Source organism: Streptomyces sp. NPDC002926, from assembly GCF_053591755.1.
Genome location: NZ_JBSFUK010000012.1, coordinates 115,392 through 132,698, shown reverse-complemented (window position 1 = coordinate 132,698; position 17,307 = coordinate 115,392). Strand labels below are relative to the sequence as shown.

At 66.8% G+C, this 17,307-nt stretch carries 6 protein-coding genes; 5 read left to right on the top strand and 1 reads right to left on the bottom strand.

Going from position 1 to position 17,307, the window contains the following annotated elements; all coding sequences use genetic code 11:
* Nucleotides 1-669: 669 nt before the first annotated feature.
* The 4 genes from ACWDZ6_RS20375 to ACWDZ6_RS20360 all read left to right on the top strand — a co-directional run bounded on the left by ACWDZ6_RS20375 (nucleotide 670) and on the right by ACWDZ6_RS20360 (nucleotide 15,524).
* Nucleotides 670-6,588, top strand: coding sequence for a DEAD/DEAH box helicase (locus tag ACWDZ6_RS20375; RefSeq protein ID WP_451503970.1), 5,919 nt, complete (start codon nucleotides 670-672; stop codon nucleotides 6,586-6,588).
* Nucleotides 6,585-8,957 carry a hypothetical protein gene (locus ACWDZ6_RS20370; protein ID WP_451503969.1) on the top strand — a complete coding sequence of 791 codons (2,373 nt, stop codon included), beginning with the start codon at nucleotides 6,585-6,587 and terminating at the stop codon, nucleotides 8,955-8,957. The genes ACWDZ6_RS20375 and ACWDZ6_RS20370 overlap by 4 nt, the downstream gene beginning before the upstream one ends.
* A gap of 41 nt (nucleotides 8,958-8,998) precedes the next feature.
* Nucleotides 8,999-15,136 (top strand): hypothetical protein, encoded by a 6,138-nt coding sequence (locus ACWDZ6_RS20365; RefSeq protein WP_451503968.1) that lies wholly within the window; start codon nucleotides 8,999-9,001, stop codon nucleotides 15,134-15,136.
* A 256-nt stretch (nucleotides 15,137-15,392) separates the two neighbouring features.
* Nucleotides 15,393-15,524 carry a hypothetical protein gene (locus ACWDZ6_RS20360; RefSeq protein ID WP_451503967.1) on the top strand — a complete coding sequence of 44 codons (132 nt, stop codon included), beginning with the start codon at nucleotides 15,393-15,395 and terminating at the stop codon, nucleotides 15,522-15,524.
* A 387-nt stretch (nucleotides 15,525-15,911) separates the two neighbouring features.
* Here the strand turns inward: ACWDZ6_RS20360 and ACWDZ6_RS20355 are convergent, their stop codons facing one another.
* Nucleotides 15,912-16,136, bottom strand: a complete 225-nt coding sequence (locus tag ACWDZ6_RS20355; RefSeq protein ID WP_451503966.1) for a hypothetical protein — start codon at nucleotides 16,134-16,136, stop codon at nucleotides 15,912-15,914.
* Between the two features lie 129 nt (nucleotides 16,137-16,265).
* On the opposite strand from ACWDZ6_RS20355, the gene ACWDZ6_RS20350 reads away from it, so the two are divergent.
* Nucleotides 16,266-17,300, top strand: coding sequence for a trypsin-like peptidase domain-containing protein (locus tag ACWDZ6_RS20350; protein ID WP_451503965.1), 1,035 nt, complete (start codon nucleotides 16,266-16,268; stop codon nucleotides 17,298-17,300).
* Nucleotides 17,301-17,307 lie beyond the last annotated feature (7 nt).

Here is a 17,307-nt window from a genome sequence, read left to right as displayed (position 1 = left end):
GGGATCTTTGCTGGGAGCTGCTGTCGAAGGGTGATCAACGTCAGCGGGCAGTCGGCCGACCTGGCGGCGTCGCTGACCCCGAGAGCTGACAGTGGCCGGACAGAGGAGTCTTCCGATATGGAAAGTGACCTTCGTTCTGCAAGTCGCTGCTAGTCCGCCTGCCTTGAGTCGCTGAATCCACGCGTCGTGGAGGCGTCTTCTTCCAACTACTCCGCCCTGTTGGGGAGCTGACGGGGTGTTTTGGAGCTTCTAGCTAGCCCGACGTCCTTCTGGGTTGTTCAACGACCTCAGGAACGGCCTCAGTTACTTCGATCACGGTGATCCTTCTCCGCCAGGCTCTCGCCCGGCCGGTCGGGATCACGCCGTCCTACGCAAACTTCCTGACAGACCCGAGACAGCCCATGGGGCGGGCGAGTGGCCACCCAGTCCCGGGACGTTGATAGCTCCGATGGTGGAGTGCCTGGCGTCTGCGAGGGAGCACCGCCGAGCTCATTGCCGGGGGCAATGCGCCAGCTGTTGCGCATGAGAGATGTGGGGCCTTCGTTGCCACTGTGTTGGCGGCTTGCAGAAAGAATATGTTCAAAGCATGTCCGTCTGTGAGGCGGCGAGCGTAACCTGCGGAGATCACCGTCTGTGAGCGGGCATACCCGCATGGCGGAGGAGGTGATCATGGGTGGGGAAGCGCGGGTTCCGGCCGCGGTCCGGAAGATCGTAGAGCTGGTTGGTGAGTTCTCAGAGGGTGTTGGTCATGCGAAGCTGGCCGCTGCGGCGCGCGACCGGTACGCCGGGCTGCCCGACGCCCGACTGGCGAAGCTGGTCGGGCAGGCTGTCGCCGCCGGACTGATCGAGGAGAGGGGTGGGCGGTACGCCTTACCCGTCAGGTCGGTCTCGGCGGAAGCCGGGCCGAGGGACGAGGGCTCCCAGCGGCGTGGACTGCGGGCTGTCGCGATCGACCTGGAGAGTGTCGTACGCACCGTGCCGACGGAGCCCTACCTGGAGCGGCATGTGTACGAAGCCGCAGCCGTGCGGTTTGGGATGGACCAGGCATGGACCGCGGAGGCGCCGCGTTGGCAGCGGTATCTGCGCCTTGGGTGTGGTGAAGAGGAGATCCGTGACGCGGCCATACGCCAGCGGGTTCGTGACGCGGGAATGAAGCCAGAGGAAGTCTGGGGGGAGTTCGCCGCCTACGTCTCGGGGGCGGATGTGGTGGTGGCGTACAACGGAACCGGACTGGACTTCCCACTGGTGCTCGAGGCTGCCACGCTGGCCGGACGTGACGATCCGCTGGCTGGGTGCAAGCTGGTCGATGCGCTGTATCTCGCCCATGCGGTGTGGCCAGCCGGTGGCTCCCACCGGCTTCACACGCTCGCCGAGTTAGGTGGGGTGCCTCGGTTCGATCTGAGGGCGCACACCGCTGCAGACGACGCTGAGCTGCTGGTCCGGCTGTTGGGTGCGGCATCCGACGTAGTAGCGGGCTGGGAACCAGAATTGACCCGGCTGGTGGCAGACGTATGCGCGGACTCTTCCGGCTGGCGGCTGTTGCTGGAGCTCGCACGGGGGACGGAGGGATCTGCTCATGGGGCGGAGGTGTGGGACCAGCAGTGTGTGGCACGGGTCCTGGGCAGTGAACTGCGGCAGCACCAGCCCCGGCGTGGGTCAGGAGGAACGGTGCCTGGCCGGGCAGTTGTAGGGATACCCGGCGAACTGCGTTGTGTCGACGGCAGAGTGGACCCCGTTGCGCTCGCCGACGCCGTGCACGGGCCCAAAGCCGAGCCCCGTCCCGCTCAGCAGCGGATGGCAACCGCCCTGCACGCTTGGATCGATCAAGGCAGCGGCGGGCTGCTGGAGGCACCGACCGGTACGGGCAAGAGCTACGCGGTACTCGCGGCCGCCCTCGACTGGCTTGCGGTCGCTCCAGGCCGCACCGCCATCGTCGCCACTTTCACCAAACAGCTTCAGAGCCAGATGGCCCGGGATCTGAAAGACCTGGAACGTGCCCTTCCCGGTATCCTTGACGTCGCGGACCTGGTCAAGGGCCGGACCAACCGGCTCTCACTCGCCGCCCTGACAGCCCTCCTCGCCGAGGCGACCCGGGCCCGAACGGCCGCCCGTGGTCGGGCGCGAATCGTGGAACAGCCGCGCTTCCGCGAGCTTGCCATTTACCTGTTGCTACGTCTGAGAGCCTGCACCGAAGCACCTGAGTCGTGGGCCGCCAGGTCCGTCGACTCCGTGGACCTTCCCGCCTTTTTCGCCGACTACGTGGGTCGGGCACTGCCGCTCTGGCTGGAGGCCCTGTCCCAGCGCGACGGCGACTACCAGCAGGGAGACGACACCCCACTGACCCCGCACACCGACACCGTGCGCGAGGCGATCGCGGGACACCGACTCGTCCTTGCTAATCACGCGCTCGCACTCTCCCATCTCGATGACCTGCGCGCGCTCGGCGCCGAAACCCTGCTCATCGTCGACGAGGCGCATGAACTGGAGAACGCCGCTACCTCCGCACTCACAGTCACCGCCGACTATCGGGACATGGAGGACCTGCTGGCAGAGTGCCAGGTCTGGCTCGCCGACGCGCGAGAGGGAGCTGCTCGGGACCGGGCGGCGGCCGCGGTCGGTGAACTGGAGCACCTATTTGACGACGAGCGGCTGCCTCGACTCGCCGCTCGTTCATTCGACGCCTGTTCCAAGGGCGTTGGAGCACGAGTGGGTAGTCGCACCGCTGTGCTGGCCAGTCCATACGCGGGAACCTCCGGCAGCCAGGACACGCGCCACATTCAGCGACTCCTGGTCCAGGTATCCCGAGCTGTCGGCGCTGTCGCCGCCGCACTCGATCGGTACACCGCCGAACACGCGGCACTCGACGTGCACGTACGGGAGCGGATCCTTCGCCTTGCCCGCCGCGCTGAGGACACAGCGGCCGCCCTCGACCGCATCACCGCTGACATCGACGCCTTGCTCAACCCGGCCACCCCTCTCGACGGGACAAACTCCGATACGGCACTTTCCCGCGTGCTTTACCTGCAGGAACTAGCTGAGCCCGAACCGGGGCTGCGCGCCTACCGGTTCCGGGTCGCCTCGAGCCCCATCGATCTACCGGCCGACCCCGCGTGGCGGAACTACCTGGAGTCCTTCACCTCCGTCCACTACGTCTCCGCGACACTGCGGGTCGCTGGCGAGTGGACCTTCGTAAGAGACCGTCTTGGACTTCCGCAGGACCTCCCCGCACTCGCCCTGCCCTCGCCGTTCGACCTGGCGCGCCAAGCCGAACTGATCTGTTTCACGGACTTCCCGTCCTGGGCGGAGCAGGAGGAGGGCGCCGTGCGGACCATTGCCCACCAACTCGCCGGATATGCGCGGGAGATCACCTCTGCGCGGTTGGACGGGAACGGATACGACGGCGGTGCCATGGTGCTCACCACCGCCAGAGCCACCGCTGCGGGCATCGGTGATCTGCTGGAGCGTGAGCTTCGTGCGCGCGAGCTGACCACTCCCGTTGTGGGAGCGATCGCTCTCGGAAACGGCCGTGCTGTCGCAGAGTTCACCGACCGGCAGCAGGGCGGGGGGTTCCTGGTAGGTACGAAAGGGCTGTGGCAGGGTGTCGACGTATCCGACGAACACCGGCTACGGCTGGTATGGATCAACAAACTGCCCTTCGCGCCGTTCGCCGACCCCATCATCGAGGCCCGCCGGGCCGCCGTACGGGAACGTGCCGAGGAGGCCGGACACCCAGACCCCGACGGGGCAGCCACCGAGGAGTACTACCTGCCGCTGGCCGCACTCCAGCTGCGCCAGGCAGTGGGCCGACTAATCCGCTCCGACCGGCACCGCGGCGTCGTCGTCCTCAGCGACCGCAAGCTCGGTGGGCACACCACCTTGCGGCGCGTCTACCGCCGCGCCTTCCTCGGCAGCCTCGACGAGGGGCTGCTGCAGCCCGATCCAGCGACCGGAGAGATCGGCGGTGGCAATGTGGCGACCATGACCGACGGCTGGCGGCGCATCTGGAAGTTCTTGGCGCGAGAGGGGCTTCTGCACGGTGACCGGGCCGCCGAACTTTGCGCCGACGAGGCGCTCGAAGGCCATACCCTGCTGCCCCACACCCGCCGCATTCGCGACCTCGCTCTAACCCCCAACGAGACCAAGCGACTGCGGGACGAAGGGCGCCTCACGCACACGGTCTTGGAGCGTGCCTCCATTATTGGCGGGCTGCTCGGCCTTTCCGACGAGCCCGTGGTTCTTAAGCCGGCCCAGCGAATAGTGATCAGCGCTGTCGCTGAGGGTCGAAACACGCTTGGTCTTCTCCCTACCGGCTTCGGCAAGAGCTACACCTTCCAGCTGCCCGCGCTCGTCCTGCCCGGGACGACCATCGTCGTCAGCCCGCTTGTCGCGCTCATGCACGATCAGGCACTCGAGCTCAACCGCTCCATCGGAGGCGCTGTACGCGCGCTGATCTCTCCGCTGCGCGAGTCCAGCAGCCGTGCAGGGAAGACCGAAGTCGCCGACCAGCTCCAGGGCCGTCAGGACCATGGCATCCGGTTGGTGTACGTCAGCCCGGAGCGGCTGTGTCAGCGCCGCTTCAGGGAACTTGTACGGCAGGCGGTCGCGGCCGGACGGGTGCCCCGGATCGCCGTCGATGAGGCGCACACCATGGCTCAGTGGGAGGATTTCAGGCCCAGTATGCGACGGGTCGGGCGGTTCCTCGCCGAACTGCGCGAGGAGTACGGGCTGCCCGTCACCGCGGTCACCGCCACGGCCAACCGCTCCGTGCACGCTGCCCTGCGCGAGAGCCTCTTCGGTATGACACCCGAGCCTCCGGCAGCCGCATCGGATCAAGAGCGCTCTGAGGCCGCGTGGCCCGACGCCCGGGGAGGTCTCGTCACCGTGCGGGAGAATCCGATCCGCCCCGAACTAGCCGTATTCAGGCGCTCGCTGAACCAACCCGGACCGGCTGGTGCCGCCGGTCTAGCCGAGCGTGTCGTTGACGCACTCGACGGACACGCGATCTTGTACTGCCTCACCGTCAAGGAGGTCAACGCGCTCCACGCTCACCTGCGCGAGTACGTGGGTGACAACGGAGTACGGGTGCTGCGCTTCCATGGACGGCTCACCGAGGCCGAGAAGGCCGCCGTTATGACAGAGTTCCGGGAAGCACCCCGGCAGGGCGAAGACGGGTTCGCGCCGGTCGTTACGGTGGCCACATCCGCATTCGGGCTCGGCGTCAATCGACCCGACATCCGTACGGTGTTCTGTGTATCTCCCCCCACCGACCTCGCCGCGCTCTACCAGCAGATCGGTCGCGCGGGCCGCGACGGGGCCGGGCGGGGCACAGAAGGTGAAGGCCCCGTCAACGCTGCCCTTGCCCTTGCGACGAGCCGCGGCCTGCGCACCGTACGGTTCATGACCGGACAGGACCTCCCCGTGCCACTGCTGCGTCGAATGGGACAGACGGTGCTCGGGCGGCGCGGCGGCAGCCTGAACGCCGCAGTGCTGGCCGAGTCGCTCATGGCGGAGGACGCCGCCGTAGGAACCCTCGACGAGAATGAAATGCGCAGCGCACACACGGCGGACCGCTACCGGACCGGAATCATGCGCGCCTTCAGCGCTCTCGCCGACCTCGGTGCCATTACGGACCTCGGCGACTACCCGCCCCTTTGCGCGGTGAAGGCTGGGGACACGCATCTGCCACTCCAGCCACAAGTGTCCCCAGAACCAGGTCCGCTAGCCAAGAGCGACGCTCTAGAGCGGCGTATTGTCGCGGCCATCCTCGCCTTGCCGGAACGCACCCGCCTGCGAGTCGATGTGCTCGACACCCACCTTGCCGAACACATCGATGGCTACCGAGACGTCGCGGACGGCCCCGCCAGCACCTGGGAGATCCTCGCCGACCTTCACGACCGGGGGTCCCTCGACGTGTCGGCGGCTCCCAGTCGCCAACTCGTCACCGGTCTCGCCGTCCATCGGCGGGTCCTCCCCGAAGGCTTCCTGCCGCTGCTCGTCCGCAGAAGCGCCCGCGCTGCGGGCGAACTCGCCCTCCTCAAGGACTTCTTCGAGGACACTGCGACGTGCGCGCAGCGCAAGTTCGCGGACTACTTCGGTGTCCTGGAGCTCCCTGACGGCTGCTGCACCAGCGCACGATGCCGCTGCTCAGCCTGCTGGACCAGCCCCAACTGGCCAGCTCACGAACGCAGGTCCGGCGTCGCCCAGGCCTTCGAGAGCGCTGCCCCGCGCATGGGCGGTGGTGCCGACAGCACTCTGCGCGCCCAACGCCTCGACAGTCAGACCTACCGCCTCACCCGACTCATGCCGCGTGGCGTTCACCCGAGGACCCTGTGGCACGCGCTTCGCGGCGACGAAACGGCCTACCACCCCATACGCAAAAAGCAGATACCTCTGCCGCGAACGCTTAGGGACAGTCGCCACTTCGGAGGCCGCGCCGACCTGCCGTACACCGATGTCGAGAAGAGCCTGCTCCGATTGGCTGAAGCGGGCGCGGTCGCCGCCACCAGCGATGGCAAATGGCAGGCCAGACGCCACATCGCAGCCGTCACAGCGGCATCACAGGAACAGAAGGAGGGGGACAGCGTATGACCATGGCCACCGAGGCACGCGACAGGGTCTGGCTGCCGTATGTGGACGAGCCCCTGCTCACTCCTGCCATGGTCGACGGGTACGACACCACACCCGCCACGGAACTGGACCGGCTGAGCCAATATCTGGACGCTCTCGTTGCAGCCCGTCGCGCACCTGTCCACGTTGCGGTCGCCTTCAACGCCGCCTACTTCGGGTACGACCTCGAGGGGCAGGGATATGGCACCAGTCCGCTAGACCCCGACGCCTTTCCGGTCGTCACCTTCGGAGAGCGGACTCCCGCACTCCCCGTCGGGGCCATGGCGCACATCGCCACAGGCTCACAGCCGCTGTTTGCGGAGATCGTCTATAAGGAGGGCCGTCACCCTAGGATCAGCGCACTCGGGGACGTACCAGGCTGGGTATCAGGGGCGCCGGCCGGCGCTGAAGGCCCGGGGCGGCCGTGCCCGCACGACGCTCCCGTACGCCGCGAACTCCTTGTACCTGACCCACATGCCTTCGGCGCCGCATTGAGCTTGAGCCCTGCTCAGCTCAACCGGCTCCGCGATCACTCACGGTGGATCGACAAGCAAGGGCATGTACTAGTCGATGCCGTTTACCCGTCGTGTGAGGCGGCGGAGCGGGACGATATCGCCGCGTATGCCGCCTTTCTGCTGACCACCGCGCGGGCGCAGCTCCTCAGCCCCTTCGTGCCCGTGTCGCTCGTCGAGCTCGCAGGCAGGCAGCAGGAAGAGGTGCTGAGGGGTGCGCTGACGCGTCTGCTTGATGTGATCCGGCGCGTGCTCGCCTCTAGTGACGCACTGCGAATGTGGGGCCCTTACGCCATGACACGCAACGCGCTCGCTGCACGCTGGGCGGACCCGGGCCCCTTGGGAGGAAACGACATGAACGTCCTTGCCTCCGCCCTGCGAATCAACGCCGAGCCTGCGGCCCGACGCCGTTACGGCTTGCCCTCCGCCACCACCGTGTATACCGCCGTCGGACCACGGCTGAGTGACTTTCCGGGTGCGGAGTCGCGGCTCTCCGGCGTTGAATATGCGGCCGCCGTATGCAGCGCGAACTTGGCGATCGCGGGCGTCATCCAGGGGGAAAGCGAGAACGGCCTTTTCCAGGACGGCACCCGGGTGAGCCTGGACGACGCTTTCGAGGGCGGTGGTGTATGGCGGACTCGTAACCCGGGCGTGGATGAAGCGGACGGCGATCCTCTTGTGGCGGCCGCAGCTGGCTGGGGTGCGACCGTGCAGCCGCCCTCACCACGCCTCCCGTCGGCTGAAGCGCCGGGCCAGTTGGAGGGGGAAGCGTGCGCTGAGCGATTCGACGGAGCAGTAGCTAGTCAAGCCGAGGAGCCAAACATTGAAGCGCCCAGCGAGCCCGTGGACGCTCCGCTCGTCGACGAAGCCGGCCTTGGGGCTGGGCAGCTATTGCGAATCGGCGACAGTGAGATCGCCTGGCGGATGCCCCTAAGGCTCGCCCATCTGATGGACGGATACCTCCCCCTCCGTCCGCTCATCGCCGATGAGCTGGCGGGCCTTGGCCAGAAGCAGACCGTCGTGCGCCTTGAGCTAGCGCACCCCGGAGGGGAGTTGGAGGACTCTGAGGCTGTTCAGGACACCGTGGCAGAGATCTGCGACGGCAACAGCCGTCTGCTGGAGGTCGAATGGCCGCTGGATTTCTTCCCGGGTCTGGAACTTCACCTGCAATGGCCGCGCGGGGGGCGCGTCATCCGCGCCACCACCACCCTGCTGGAAACGCCGGTCGCGGTCGGCGAACGAACTATCGAGCACCAGTATGACGTGGGCATCCTTACCCGCGAGGACGCACCCGGCAGTACGCGTACCAGTGACTCGGCAGCCGGCCTCAATCCCAGTCAGCTGGTCATGCGAACTGTCCGTCGATGCGGACTGCTCACCCCAGACGGACATGCACTGCTCGACCGGTCAGCCTTGCCCACCGCCACCTATGGGGAGGCCCCCGCCGTCGAACAGGTTGCCGCACTGGAAGAAGCGGTCGAGGCACTCGTGGCCGTCGGACGGCTCTACATGGCTACCGGCAGCCGATGCGTCGACGGCCGCCCCCACTACCCCGCGCGCCCCGATGAGCCTGAGATCTCCCTCATCGGTTACACCCCCGACCCCGAGCCCGTGCCGCGCTCACCGTCCGGGTACAGCGTTTTCGAGCAGGCCGGGCAGGCGACGCCCGTCCTGCTGCATTCCGTGCCCGGACATCTGCGGCGACTGCTGCCGGACCACTCACCCAGCGAAGCGCAGCGCGCCGCCTTCCGCGAGCACTGCCGCCGACTGGGCAAAGCCGACGGTTGGAACCTGCCCGACGGCTACACCTTCGTCACTCAGCACACCCGGGGCCGATGACTGCCTCGCGCACGGTCGTTCCACCAGAAGTGGAGTAATGCATGCACGATCGGTACCTCGTCAGGGCTGAGCCGCCGCTGTCCCCGCCCGGAACAAGCACACAGCATCTCGAGTCGCTGGCCGCTGCTCTCAATGCTGCGGGCACACCGGTCGCGGACGCGCTGGACGAACTCACCTCCGACATGGTGGAACTCGCCTTCAACTCCATCACCTCGAAGGACCGGCAGCGTCTCCTGCGCAAGCTCGGCATCAAGCTGGCGGCACCCCGTCGGGCAAGTAAATCCCTGTGCCGTGACGTACTCGCTCGTATGCGACGCGAGTCGCGGCAGCAAGCGTGCAGGTGCGCAGCCCAGTGGCTTACGCCGCGAGTGATGGACGACGTCGGCGAAGCCGCTCGGACGTATGGCGACGAGGACGCTGCAGCTGACCCAGTCGCCCGGTGGGGCGAGGTCCTCGTCCGGCTTGCGGTCTTCGCGTGGTGTGAGGCAGGCGCTGCCGAGGCCAGGGTGTTCTTGTGGTCGGCCGATCACGCCTGGCTCGGCCTGGGCGCCGGGGTGGAAGAGCTCGAAGCGGTGCGTGAGGCAGCGTCCCGTGTCGTTGAGGACACCCCAGAGCTCTTCCGGAGCGAAGCGGAAGCAGGCTCAAGTTTCGGTGATGCGCCAGCCAACGCGACGGATGGTGAGTCCTCCAACGTCATTGCGGCACCGGATGCTCCCATCGACGAGGTCGCGGAGGCGCCTTCGACGGCTGTCGCAACTCGGTCGGGGGAAGACCCTGTTGTCGCCTACGCCTATGGGGCGCTGGAATTGGCCGTACAGGCCGCCCGGCACGCGGTACGGCGCATCGGCGAGGCCCTCGACGACGGCCGTCCACCTGTCGAGGAGGATTTGCAGAAACTGTCCTCGCTCGTTCCGGCGTTCACTCGAACCAGGGAGGCTCTGGCCGAGGCCGGAATGGCATCGGTCCCGGTCCGGCTGGACGACTTGGCGCGGGCCGTCGAAGCACATCGCGCAAGGCTCGGCCGGGAGTCTGCACTGCGGGCGAAACTCCGCGCCCTGCGCACCTTGACTTGCGAGGCGGGAGGTTCGGCAGCCGCGGCGCTCGGAGCAGCACAGGACCGGGCCCGACGGTTGTTGGGCATGCCTGGATGGGACGAGCCTGCCCACGATCAGGCTGAGTCGCTTGCAGGGCTTGTCGAAATCGTCGAGCTCGCTGTACAGCCTGACGCACTGCCGAAGATCATGGCCCGGCAGCAGCGGGTGGGGCAGCTTCTGCCCGACTGTGTCATGGCCGCTCTCATGTACACGGAACTTTCTCTCCCTGTGCGTACTGAGTTGGCGAGCGGCAACAACGTGCGGCAGAAGCCCGCAGTCGAAGCGGCTTCCGTCGCTCCCGCTTCACTGGGCGCCGAGGGGACCCACTCGACTGCGGCATCCGCGCCCGCGCTCGCCTCTCCAGAGAAGAGCGCATCCCCCCAGGCGGGGAAGACCGTGCTGGCGAGTGCCGCGGGTTTAGTGAGCGCCCCAGAGCAGGTTGGCAAGTCCGAGACGAGCCCGGTAGCCACAGCCACCGTGGCGAAAAGAGCTGGTGAGGCCGACACGGTTCCTAGCCCGGCCGATACGACAGTTAAGGCCACACCCTCGGGCGAGGCCCCGGTAGTCATACCCAAGCCAGCCGCCCCCTCCAGTGGCCGGTCGAGCCCCAAGCCCAGCAAGGTGGATGCCGTCGAAGCGCTTGGTCGCAACGCCGGTATTACGGAGGCATGCCCACCGTCGACCGCCGTTGAGACCGCACTCGCCCAGCTTGTCACTGAGAGGCGGTTCGGACTTGCTGCCCATCTCTCGCAAGCTGCGGACCGCTCCGAGGCTGAGACGGCCGCGCTGCGCCTGGCGGCGGCCGCAGCAATCCTGCGCTCCGGATCCGGCAGTGGTGCACGGGCGGTCAGCGAGGCGCTCCAGCGGTGGGACTCCCTTGGTGCGCGGGACACCGAGGGGACCGAACTACTGTTGCTGCCCGCCCTGGTCCGCGCCGCGCTAGTGACTGGCGAGCACGTGACCGGTGCCCAATTGAAGACGCTGGCACCGCGGTTGCCGGCTGGGCTCGCCACCATTGCAATCGCTGTGGCGGACCGGGCCTTGGGGGGCGCGCTGCTCATCGCGCCCCCGATGGCCGTCATCGCAGATGTGTCCGAGGCCGAAACCAGGCTGCGCCAGATCACCGAGAACTGCCAGGCACTGCTCAAGCCCCAGCGCCTGCGGTACAACCGCGCCACCCACATAGCCAAGCGGTGGCTGGCCCCGGGCGGCATGCTTGGCGAGATGCTTCTCAGCATCGTGAATGGCGAGCTGGACGCGGACACGACTGCCCGCGCGGCCATCGAGCGACTGACCCGCCTCTCCGAGATCCACACTGAGATCGATCGGCAGGACCGTGATCTACGCGGCCCCGGCGGACGGCCCCTCCAGGGCTCTGGCCGCCAAGACCTAGTACATGTCGTCGAACGCGCCGCGGATTGCGCGAAGGCATGGCTCGACGTCACTGAAGCCTTGCGGCGCGGCACCGCCGCCGACAACGACTGGGCTGTGCAGGAGATCTCGTCAATGCGACAGGCTGTCCTCGGGCGCCAAGAGCGCGCCCTGGCGGACCTCGAGCCGACGATGAGCCGGCCCGAAATGCTGCCCGCCGCTACAGCCTGTGCCGCGCGTGAATCCCTGAGTCTGCTCTTCCACGAGCTTGAGCATGGCGCTCCCGCCCAGTCGGCCGAGCCGGAGCCCGACGCTCGTCAGATCATCGATGCGGAGCTGCTCAAGATCCCTCGCGCACCCGGCGAGCTGCCTTCAGTTTCGGACCTGCTCAAAGCCGTGGAAAGGTCGTGGGACGAGGCACTGGAACTGCAGGCCTCACAGGACGGGTTCAACGCCGCCTACCGCATCCTTGACCTCGCAGAACGAGGCGCGCTGCCTGGCGCCGCCGAGCTGCGGTTCGATATTGCCCGGCGCGCACGGTTGGAAGAGGCGGCAACGCTCCGCCACACCGAACTGAGCGAACGACATGTCGAACTCGTCGCCGAACTCCGGCGAGCCCAGGCCGACGGAGCGCTCTCCGACGACCAAGACGTCAAGCTCCAGGAACTGTTGGCAGATGTCCACCCGGCAGCCGAGGACGGAGCCCTGCGCGAGTTGAGCGCGGTACGACGCACCCTTGACCGAGTGGCAGAGCTCCTGCCCAAGTACCGGCAAGAGGCCGCCGGTCGCCTTCGGGCTCGACTGGACGCACTCCCTGACGTCACCGCAGACGAGCGGGCACAGGTACTACGTCACCTCGACACCGATGGACTCGCCACCGCGGCGGACCTTGTCTACTTCCTTGAACTCGGCGAGCCAGTACCGGAAATCCTGGCGGGTGAGTCGCACCTCATGGACTTCTTCCCAGCGATCCCAAATAAGCTGCCCGATGGCATCACTGCCCGGCTGGTCGAAGCCGTTCGCGGGCGTGAGCGGCACCCGGTCCTTCCCGCCCTCGACTACTCGCATCTGTCGGCGGACGAGGCCGCGAGGGCTGCGAGCGCACTGGACCGATGGCGGGAACTCTCGGCCACCGATTCCAAGGAACGGCAGAACGTGAACGTGCGGGACATGCTGCTGCCCGCCCTGTCACTGCTCGGGTACGAGGCCCGGCGAGCACGACCCCTGCACGACCTGCCGCGCAGCAACGAGTACCGCTTCGCGGACGTCTCTGACATCGGGATCAACGGCAGAGCCTGGGCGCCAGCGTTCGGCTCGAAGATCCTGGAACAGGGCGGAAGGGTGCGTGTCCTGATGGTCTGGGGCCGCCCCTCGGCTCAGCTGCTGCTGAGCAGAGCCGCCAAGGAGCCCAGCGGCGAGAGTCTGCTCGTCGCCCACTTCGGCACACTCGGAAGTGAGATGCGGGCGGAACTCGCCGCTGCCTCCGCCAGCCGGGTACCACTGATAGTCGTGGACGACGCGGCCCTTGCCTACCTGGCGGCCTGCGGAAACCGCCAGGTGAGCGTGGCCACCGAGACACTGCTGCCGTTTTCGGGGGTGAATCCCTACATCAAGGAGAAGCGCGGCCGGATTGGCAGAGAGATGTTCTACGGTCGCGATGCCGAGCGCAAGAGCATCCTCGACCCCGATGGCACACAGATCATCTTCGGCGGCCGGGGCCTCGGAAAGTCGGCTCTTCTCAATGACGCTGGCGACCGCTTCGCTGAGCAGCAGCCGGGCTACCACCACCCGGTCTATCTCAACCTGGACCACCACAACATCGGCAAGGGCACGGCGCTGGGGGCCGAGACGATTTGGAGTGTGCTGGATCAGGAACTGACCAGCCTTGGAGTGCTCTCTCCGCCACAGCGACGTAAGGCGCAGGCAGCCGACCCGTACGACCGAGTGCGCTCGGGTATCAAGGAATGGTTGAACGTCGATCCCCGTCGCCGGCTGCTGATCCTCATGGACGAGTGCGACCGCTTCTTCGAGGCGGACGCCCCGCATTGCACCCAGACCCGGCGCCTCAAGGGCCTCTGTGTGGAAACCCGAAACCGGATGAAGGTCGTCTTCGCGGGACTGCACTCTGTGCAGCGCTACACCCGACTCGCCCGAAATGGTCCGTTTAGTCATCTCGCGCAAACTCCGACCGTGGTTGGACCGCTGGCCCCGCAGTTCGCTGCCGATCTACTAGTCCTCCCTATGAGAGCACTGGGCTTCGAGTTCGCCGACGTTGATCTCGTGAACCGGGTGCTGGGCTACTGCTCGTACCAGCCCTTCTTGCTCCAAATGTTCGGTAGCCGGCTGGTAGAGGTGATGCAGCGCAGGCGTATCCGTGCGGACGCGGGTCAGCCTCCCTACACGATCGAGACAGCCGACGTTGAGGCCGTGGAGTCCGACCCCTCACTGAGGGCAGACATCACCGCGGCGTTCAAGGACACCCTCACGCTCGACGACCGTTACAACGTCATCGCCAATGTGCTCGCCCGGCACGCACGCGACAACGGACTGGAGACAAGGCTGAGCGACGTAGAATTGCGTGATGAATGCGCCAGTTGGTGGCGTGACGGCTTCGAGCAGCTCGACAGCGAGGGCTTCCGCGCCTATCTCCAGGAAATGGTCGGGCTCGGCGTGCTGGCTCCCAACCATGATGGCCGGGGCTGGCATCTGCGCGGGCCTAATGCCCTGCGCATGATCGGCACTGCCCAGGAAGTAGAGGCTCAGCTGCTGAGCGCCGAGACCGAATGCCGTCTGGAGGAGACCGTTGTACTGGAGGGTCGGCCTGAACTCCCGGACGGCCGGTCTGCCCCGCTTACCGTGACCCAGGTGGATGACCTGCTGGGCGATCACACCAATCAGACCCGAATCATTCTCGGCACGACTGCCACTGGCGTCAGCGATGTCGCCGACACTCTGCGGACGGTCACAGGACGGGTGGCCGGTTGGAGCATGCCTCCCATCGGGCGGATCAACGTCTTCCGCCAAGAGCTGACCTCTGGGCGGCCCGGCGAACGGCGAGTCATCGTCAGTGACCTCTCGGCTCGAGAGGTCAACGAAGAGACTTGCCAGGAGTCGCTTGAACTCGCCCAGACCCTCCTCCCCGTCCGGTCCGGAGTCACCAGGGCGGTCGTTCTTGTGGCGGGCACCGGTCAGCTTGCCCTCTGGCGCGAGCTGCTGTCGGACCCTGACACTGTCGCCTCCACAGCAGTTGTCCTCCGCCGCTACGACCGGCGCGGCCTCAAGTCGTGGGCGCAGCGTGGCGATCTCTTCGACACCGAGGAGCGGTTGACGCGGCTGCTCGATGTCACCGGAGGTTGGCCCATGCTGCTGGACCGGGCCGTCGAGCTGCGTGACGAGTGCCAGAACCAGGATCAGGCGCTGCGAAGGCTCAGCGAGGAGCTTCAGCAGAAGCGGTTTGCAGCCGGACTGGTAGAAGCCGTCGGTCTCACTGCTGATCCTCTCGTCGCAGCTGGATACCGAGCTATCGTCAGGGAGTTCGGCACCGAATGGGCCGACGAAGGGGATGTTCTGGCCGCCATCGAGCTCGCGGGGTTGTCTGAGGCAGACGCCCGGTGGGCATACGCGTGCTTGGAAGCCTTCCAGGCCCTCGCGCGGGAGGGCGCACGGCTGCGGGTGGAGTCGGTGCTGCACAGTTGCTGGATGTTGAGCGACTGACCTCTGTCTCCGTCCGGTACGGTGCCTCCTCCGTGTGACCTTGAGAGACCGCTGCCGCCCCTGTTGGCTCCGGGCGCTCACGTTGCTGGGCGACAGAGTGTGACCTTGAGCCCGTCTCAGTGAGTCTGCGTCGCAGTGGTGGCGAGATCACAACGGGCAGTTGGTCACGTGCGAGGGTTTACGGGCCCGGATGCTGGGACGTGACAGCTCGCGGCCGGGTACCGGTGTTGCGGGACCCGGGACTCGTTTAGCTCAGGTGTTTAGTCGGCGGTCGACGGCGGCCCGGGAGTGGGGGATCGCCGTCTCCGGTTACGTGATGCGCATCCTGGAAAACCCTGCCGAAAACCCCGAGGACGACCTGGGCAAGGACACCGCGCTCGCTGAGTGAGGGATACCCTGCCGGCGCGCAGTACTGGAAGGTGCGCGAGGTGGGCCTATACCGGCTGGGGAGGGCTCGGCACTCCAAGGGAGGCTGTCCACTGGGGATTCACGTGAGCACTGCTGGACATCGGCAAGTGGTGCTGAATCCAGAATGGGATGATTTCGGATGTGGTTCCCTGGGAGGCAACGCCGATGTGAAGGGGGACGGCTCGCCGAACGCCGGAACCTTTGTGGTTCTCTTCGGCCTCCGACGGCGGCAACCGGATCTGCGTCTCTGAGTAGGGCCTACGGAACCGGACCCGGCCTCCCGTGGGGAGACGGGGCCCGACCTCGTTGGTGCTCAGCGCGCCTCAGACGCGCTTGACATCACCGCTTTCGCCGTCCGCGGAGCCGCCTAGAGGTTGAAATCCCGGACACGCTTGGCGGCGCTCGACAGCACTACGATGCTCTCCTCCTTCGCGATGACGTGCCCTGCGGGAAGTTCATCGAGCGCGCTGCCAGCCGGGTGGATGGTCATGGTCGGTAGGGCGCCGCGGTCGGTGCCCCCCGAGGCCGCACGCGAGTACAGCATCAGAAGGTCGTCTTCGAGGTGATCGCCGGGCTGTTCCGCGATGCGCATGGGATGTGCCGATTTCGCGCGCAGCGTCCAGGAGCCGCAAGATGGAGTTGTGCACCGAGGGACGGCTCACGGTCATGCTCGGACCGTCGGTGCCCTGCTCCAGCGCCTCGGGGTGAGTGGAGGGTCGGTATGCCGCACTTTATTGACAGCCTGCCGTTCGACTGGAGCGAGCCGGCGGCGCGGGAACTGAGGGACTGCCTCGCCGACACATACTTCCGCGAAGAGCCGGTGATCGCGCTGGCGCAGCAGGCGGGCATCGGACCCGGCAGTGTGGCGTGGGACCGGCCCATGTCCCTGGTTTGGCACGACCTGCTAGAGAAGGCCCGCAACCAGGACAAACTACGGCTGCTCCTATCTCAGGTCACCGAAAGCGCCGACGCCGCCGTCGCCGTCAGGATCCGGGAACTCCTCCAGACGTCGCCAGTGGTGGAGGCGCCTGCGCCACCTGCGCCTGCGGGGGTCTGGAAGGACTTCGCAGAGCCGGACCAGGCTGAGAGGCAGATCTTTACGGTCCCGTCGTTGCTAGACATCGCGTTTCTGCGGCGGGCTGTGGACCTCGCGCCGGCCGTGGCCCGCTTGCTGGTCAGCATGGCATCCGGCAGCTACTACGGCACAGCCTTCAGGATCGCCGACGACCTGCTGTTGACGAACCATCATGTCCTGTTCGACCATACGGTCGGTGACCCGCCCGCCTCAGAAGCCCAGGCCTGGTTCGGGTACGAGACGGACTTCTCGGGGCGGCACGTTGCCCACGAGGTGGTGCAATGCCAGCCGGAGACTGTCATCGGGGACAAGGCCGACGACTGGGCGGTGATCCGGGTAGCCTCTCCGATGCCCCCGGGCACTCCGATGATCCCTTTGACCGACCCGGGCCAGGTCGCGATCGGCGACCGGGTGTACATCATTCAGCACCCCCGCGGTGGAGCGAAGAAGATTGGGATGCATCACAACATCGTTCGCCACGCAGACGACAATGTCGTCCAGTATTGGACTGACACTGAAGCGGGTTCGTCGGGGTCGCCGGTGTTCGATGAGCAGTGGCGGCTCGTCGCGCTTCACCACCGCTGGGTAGAGACCGGGACTGGCGCCTCGGTGGAGTACCGCAACCAGGGCATCCGTATCCAGCGTGTGGTGAATGGCCTGAGGGCCGCCGGGGTGCTGTGAGGCCGAC

Bases quoted from the DNA above. Each gene is read 5' to 3' on its own strand.
- ACWDZ6_RS20365 (WP_451503968.1), top strand. From the start codon at position 8,999: ATGCACGATCGGTACCTCGTCAGGGCTGAGCCGCCGCTGTCCCCGCCC.
- ACWDZ6_RS20375 (WP_451503970.1), top strand. From the start codon at position 670: ATGGGTGGGGAAGCGCGGGTTCCGGCCGCGGTCCGGAAGATCGTAGAG.
- ACWDZ6_RS20350 (WP_451503965.1), top strand. From the start codon at position 16,266: ATGCCGCACTTTATTGACAGCCTGCCGTTCGACTGGAGCGAGCCGGCG.
- ACWDZ6_RS20370 (WP_451503969.1), top strand. From the start codon at position 6,585: ATGACCATGGCCACCGAGGCACGCGACAGGGTCTGGCTGCCGTATGTG.
- ACWDZ6_RS20355 (WP_451503966.1), bottom strand. From the start codon at position 16,136: ATGCGCATCGCGGAACAGCCCGGCGATCACCTCGAAGACGACCTTCTG.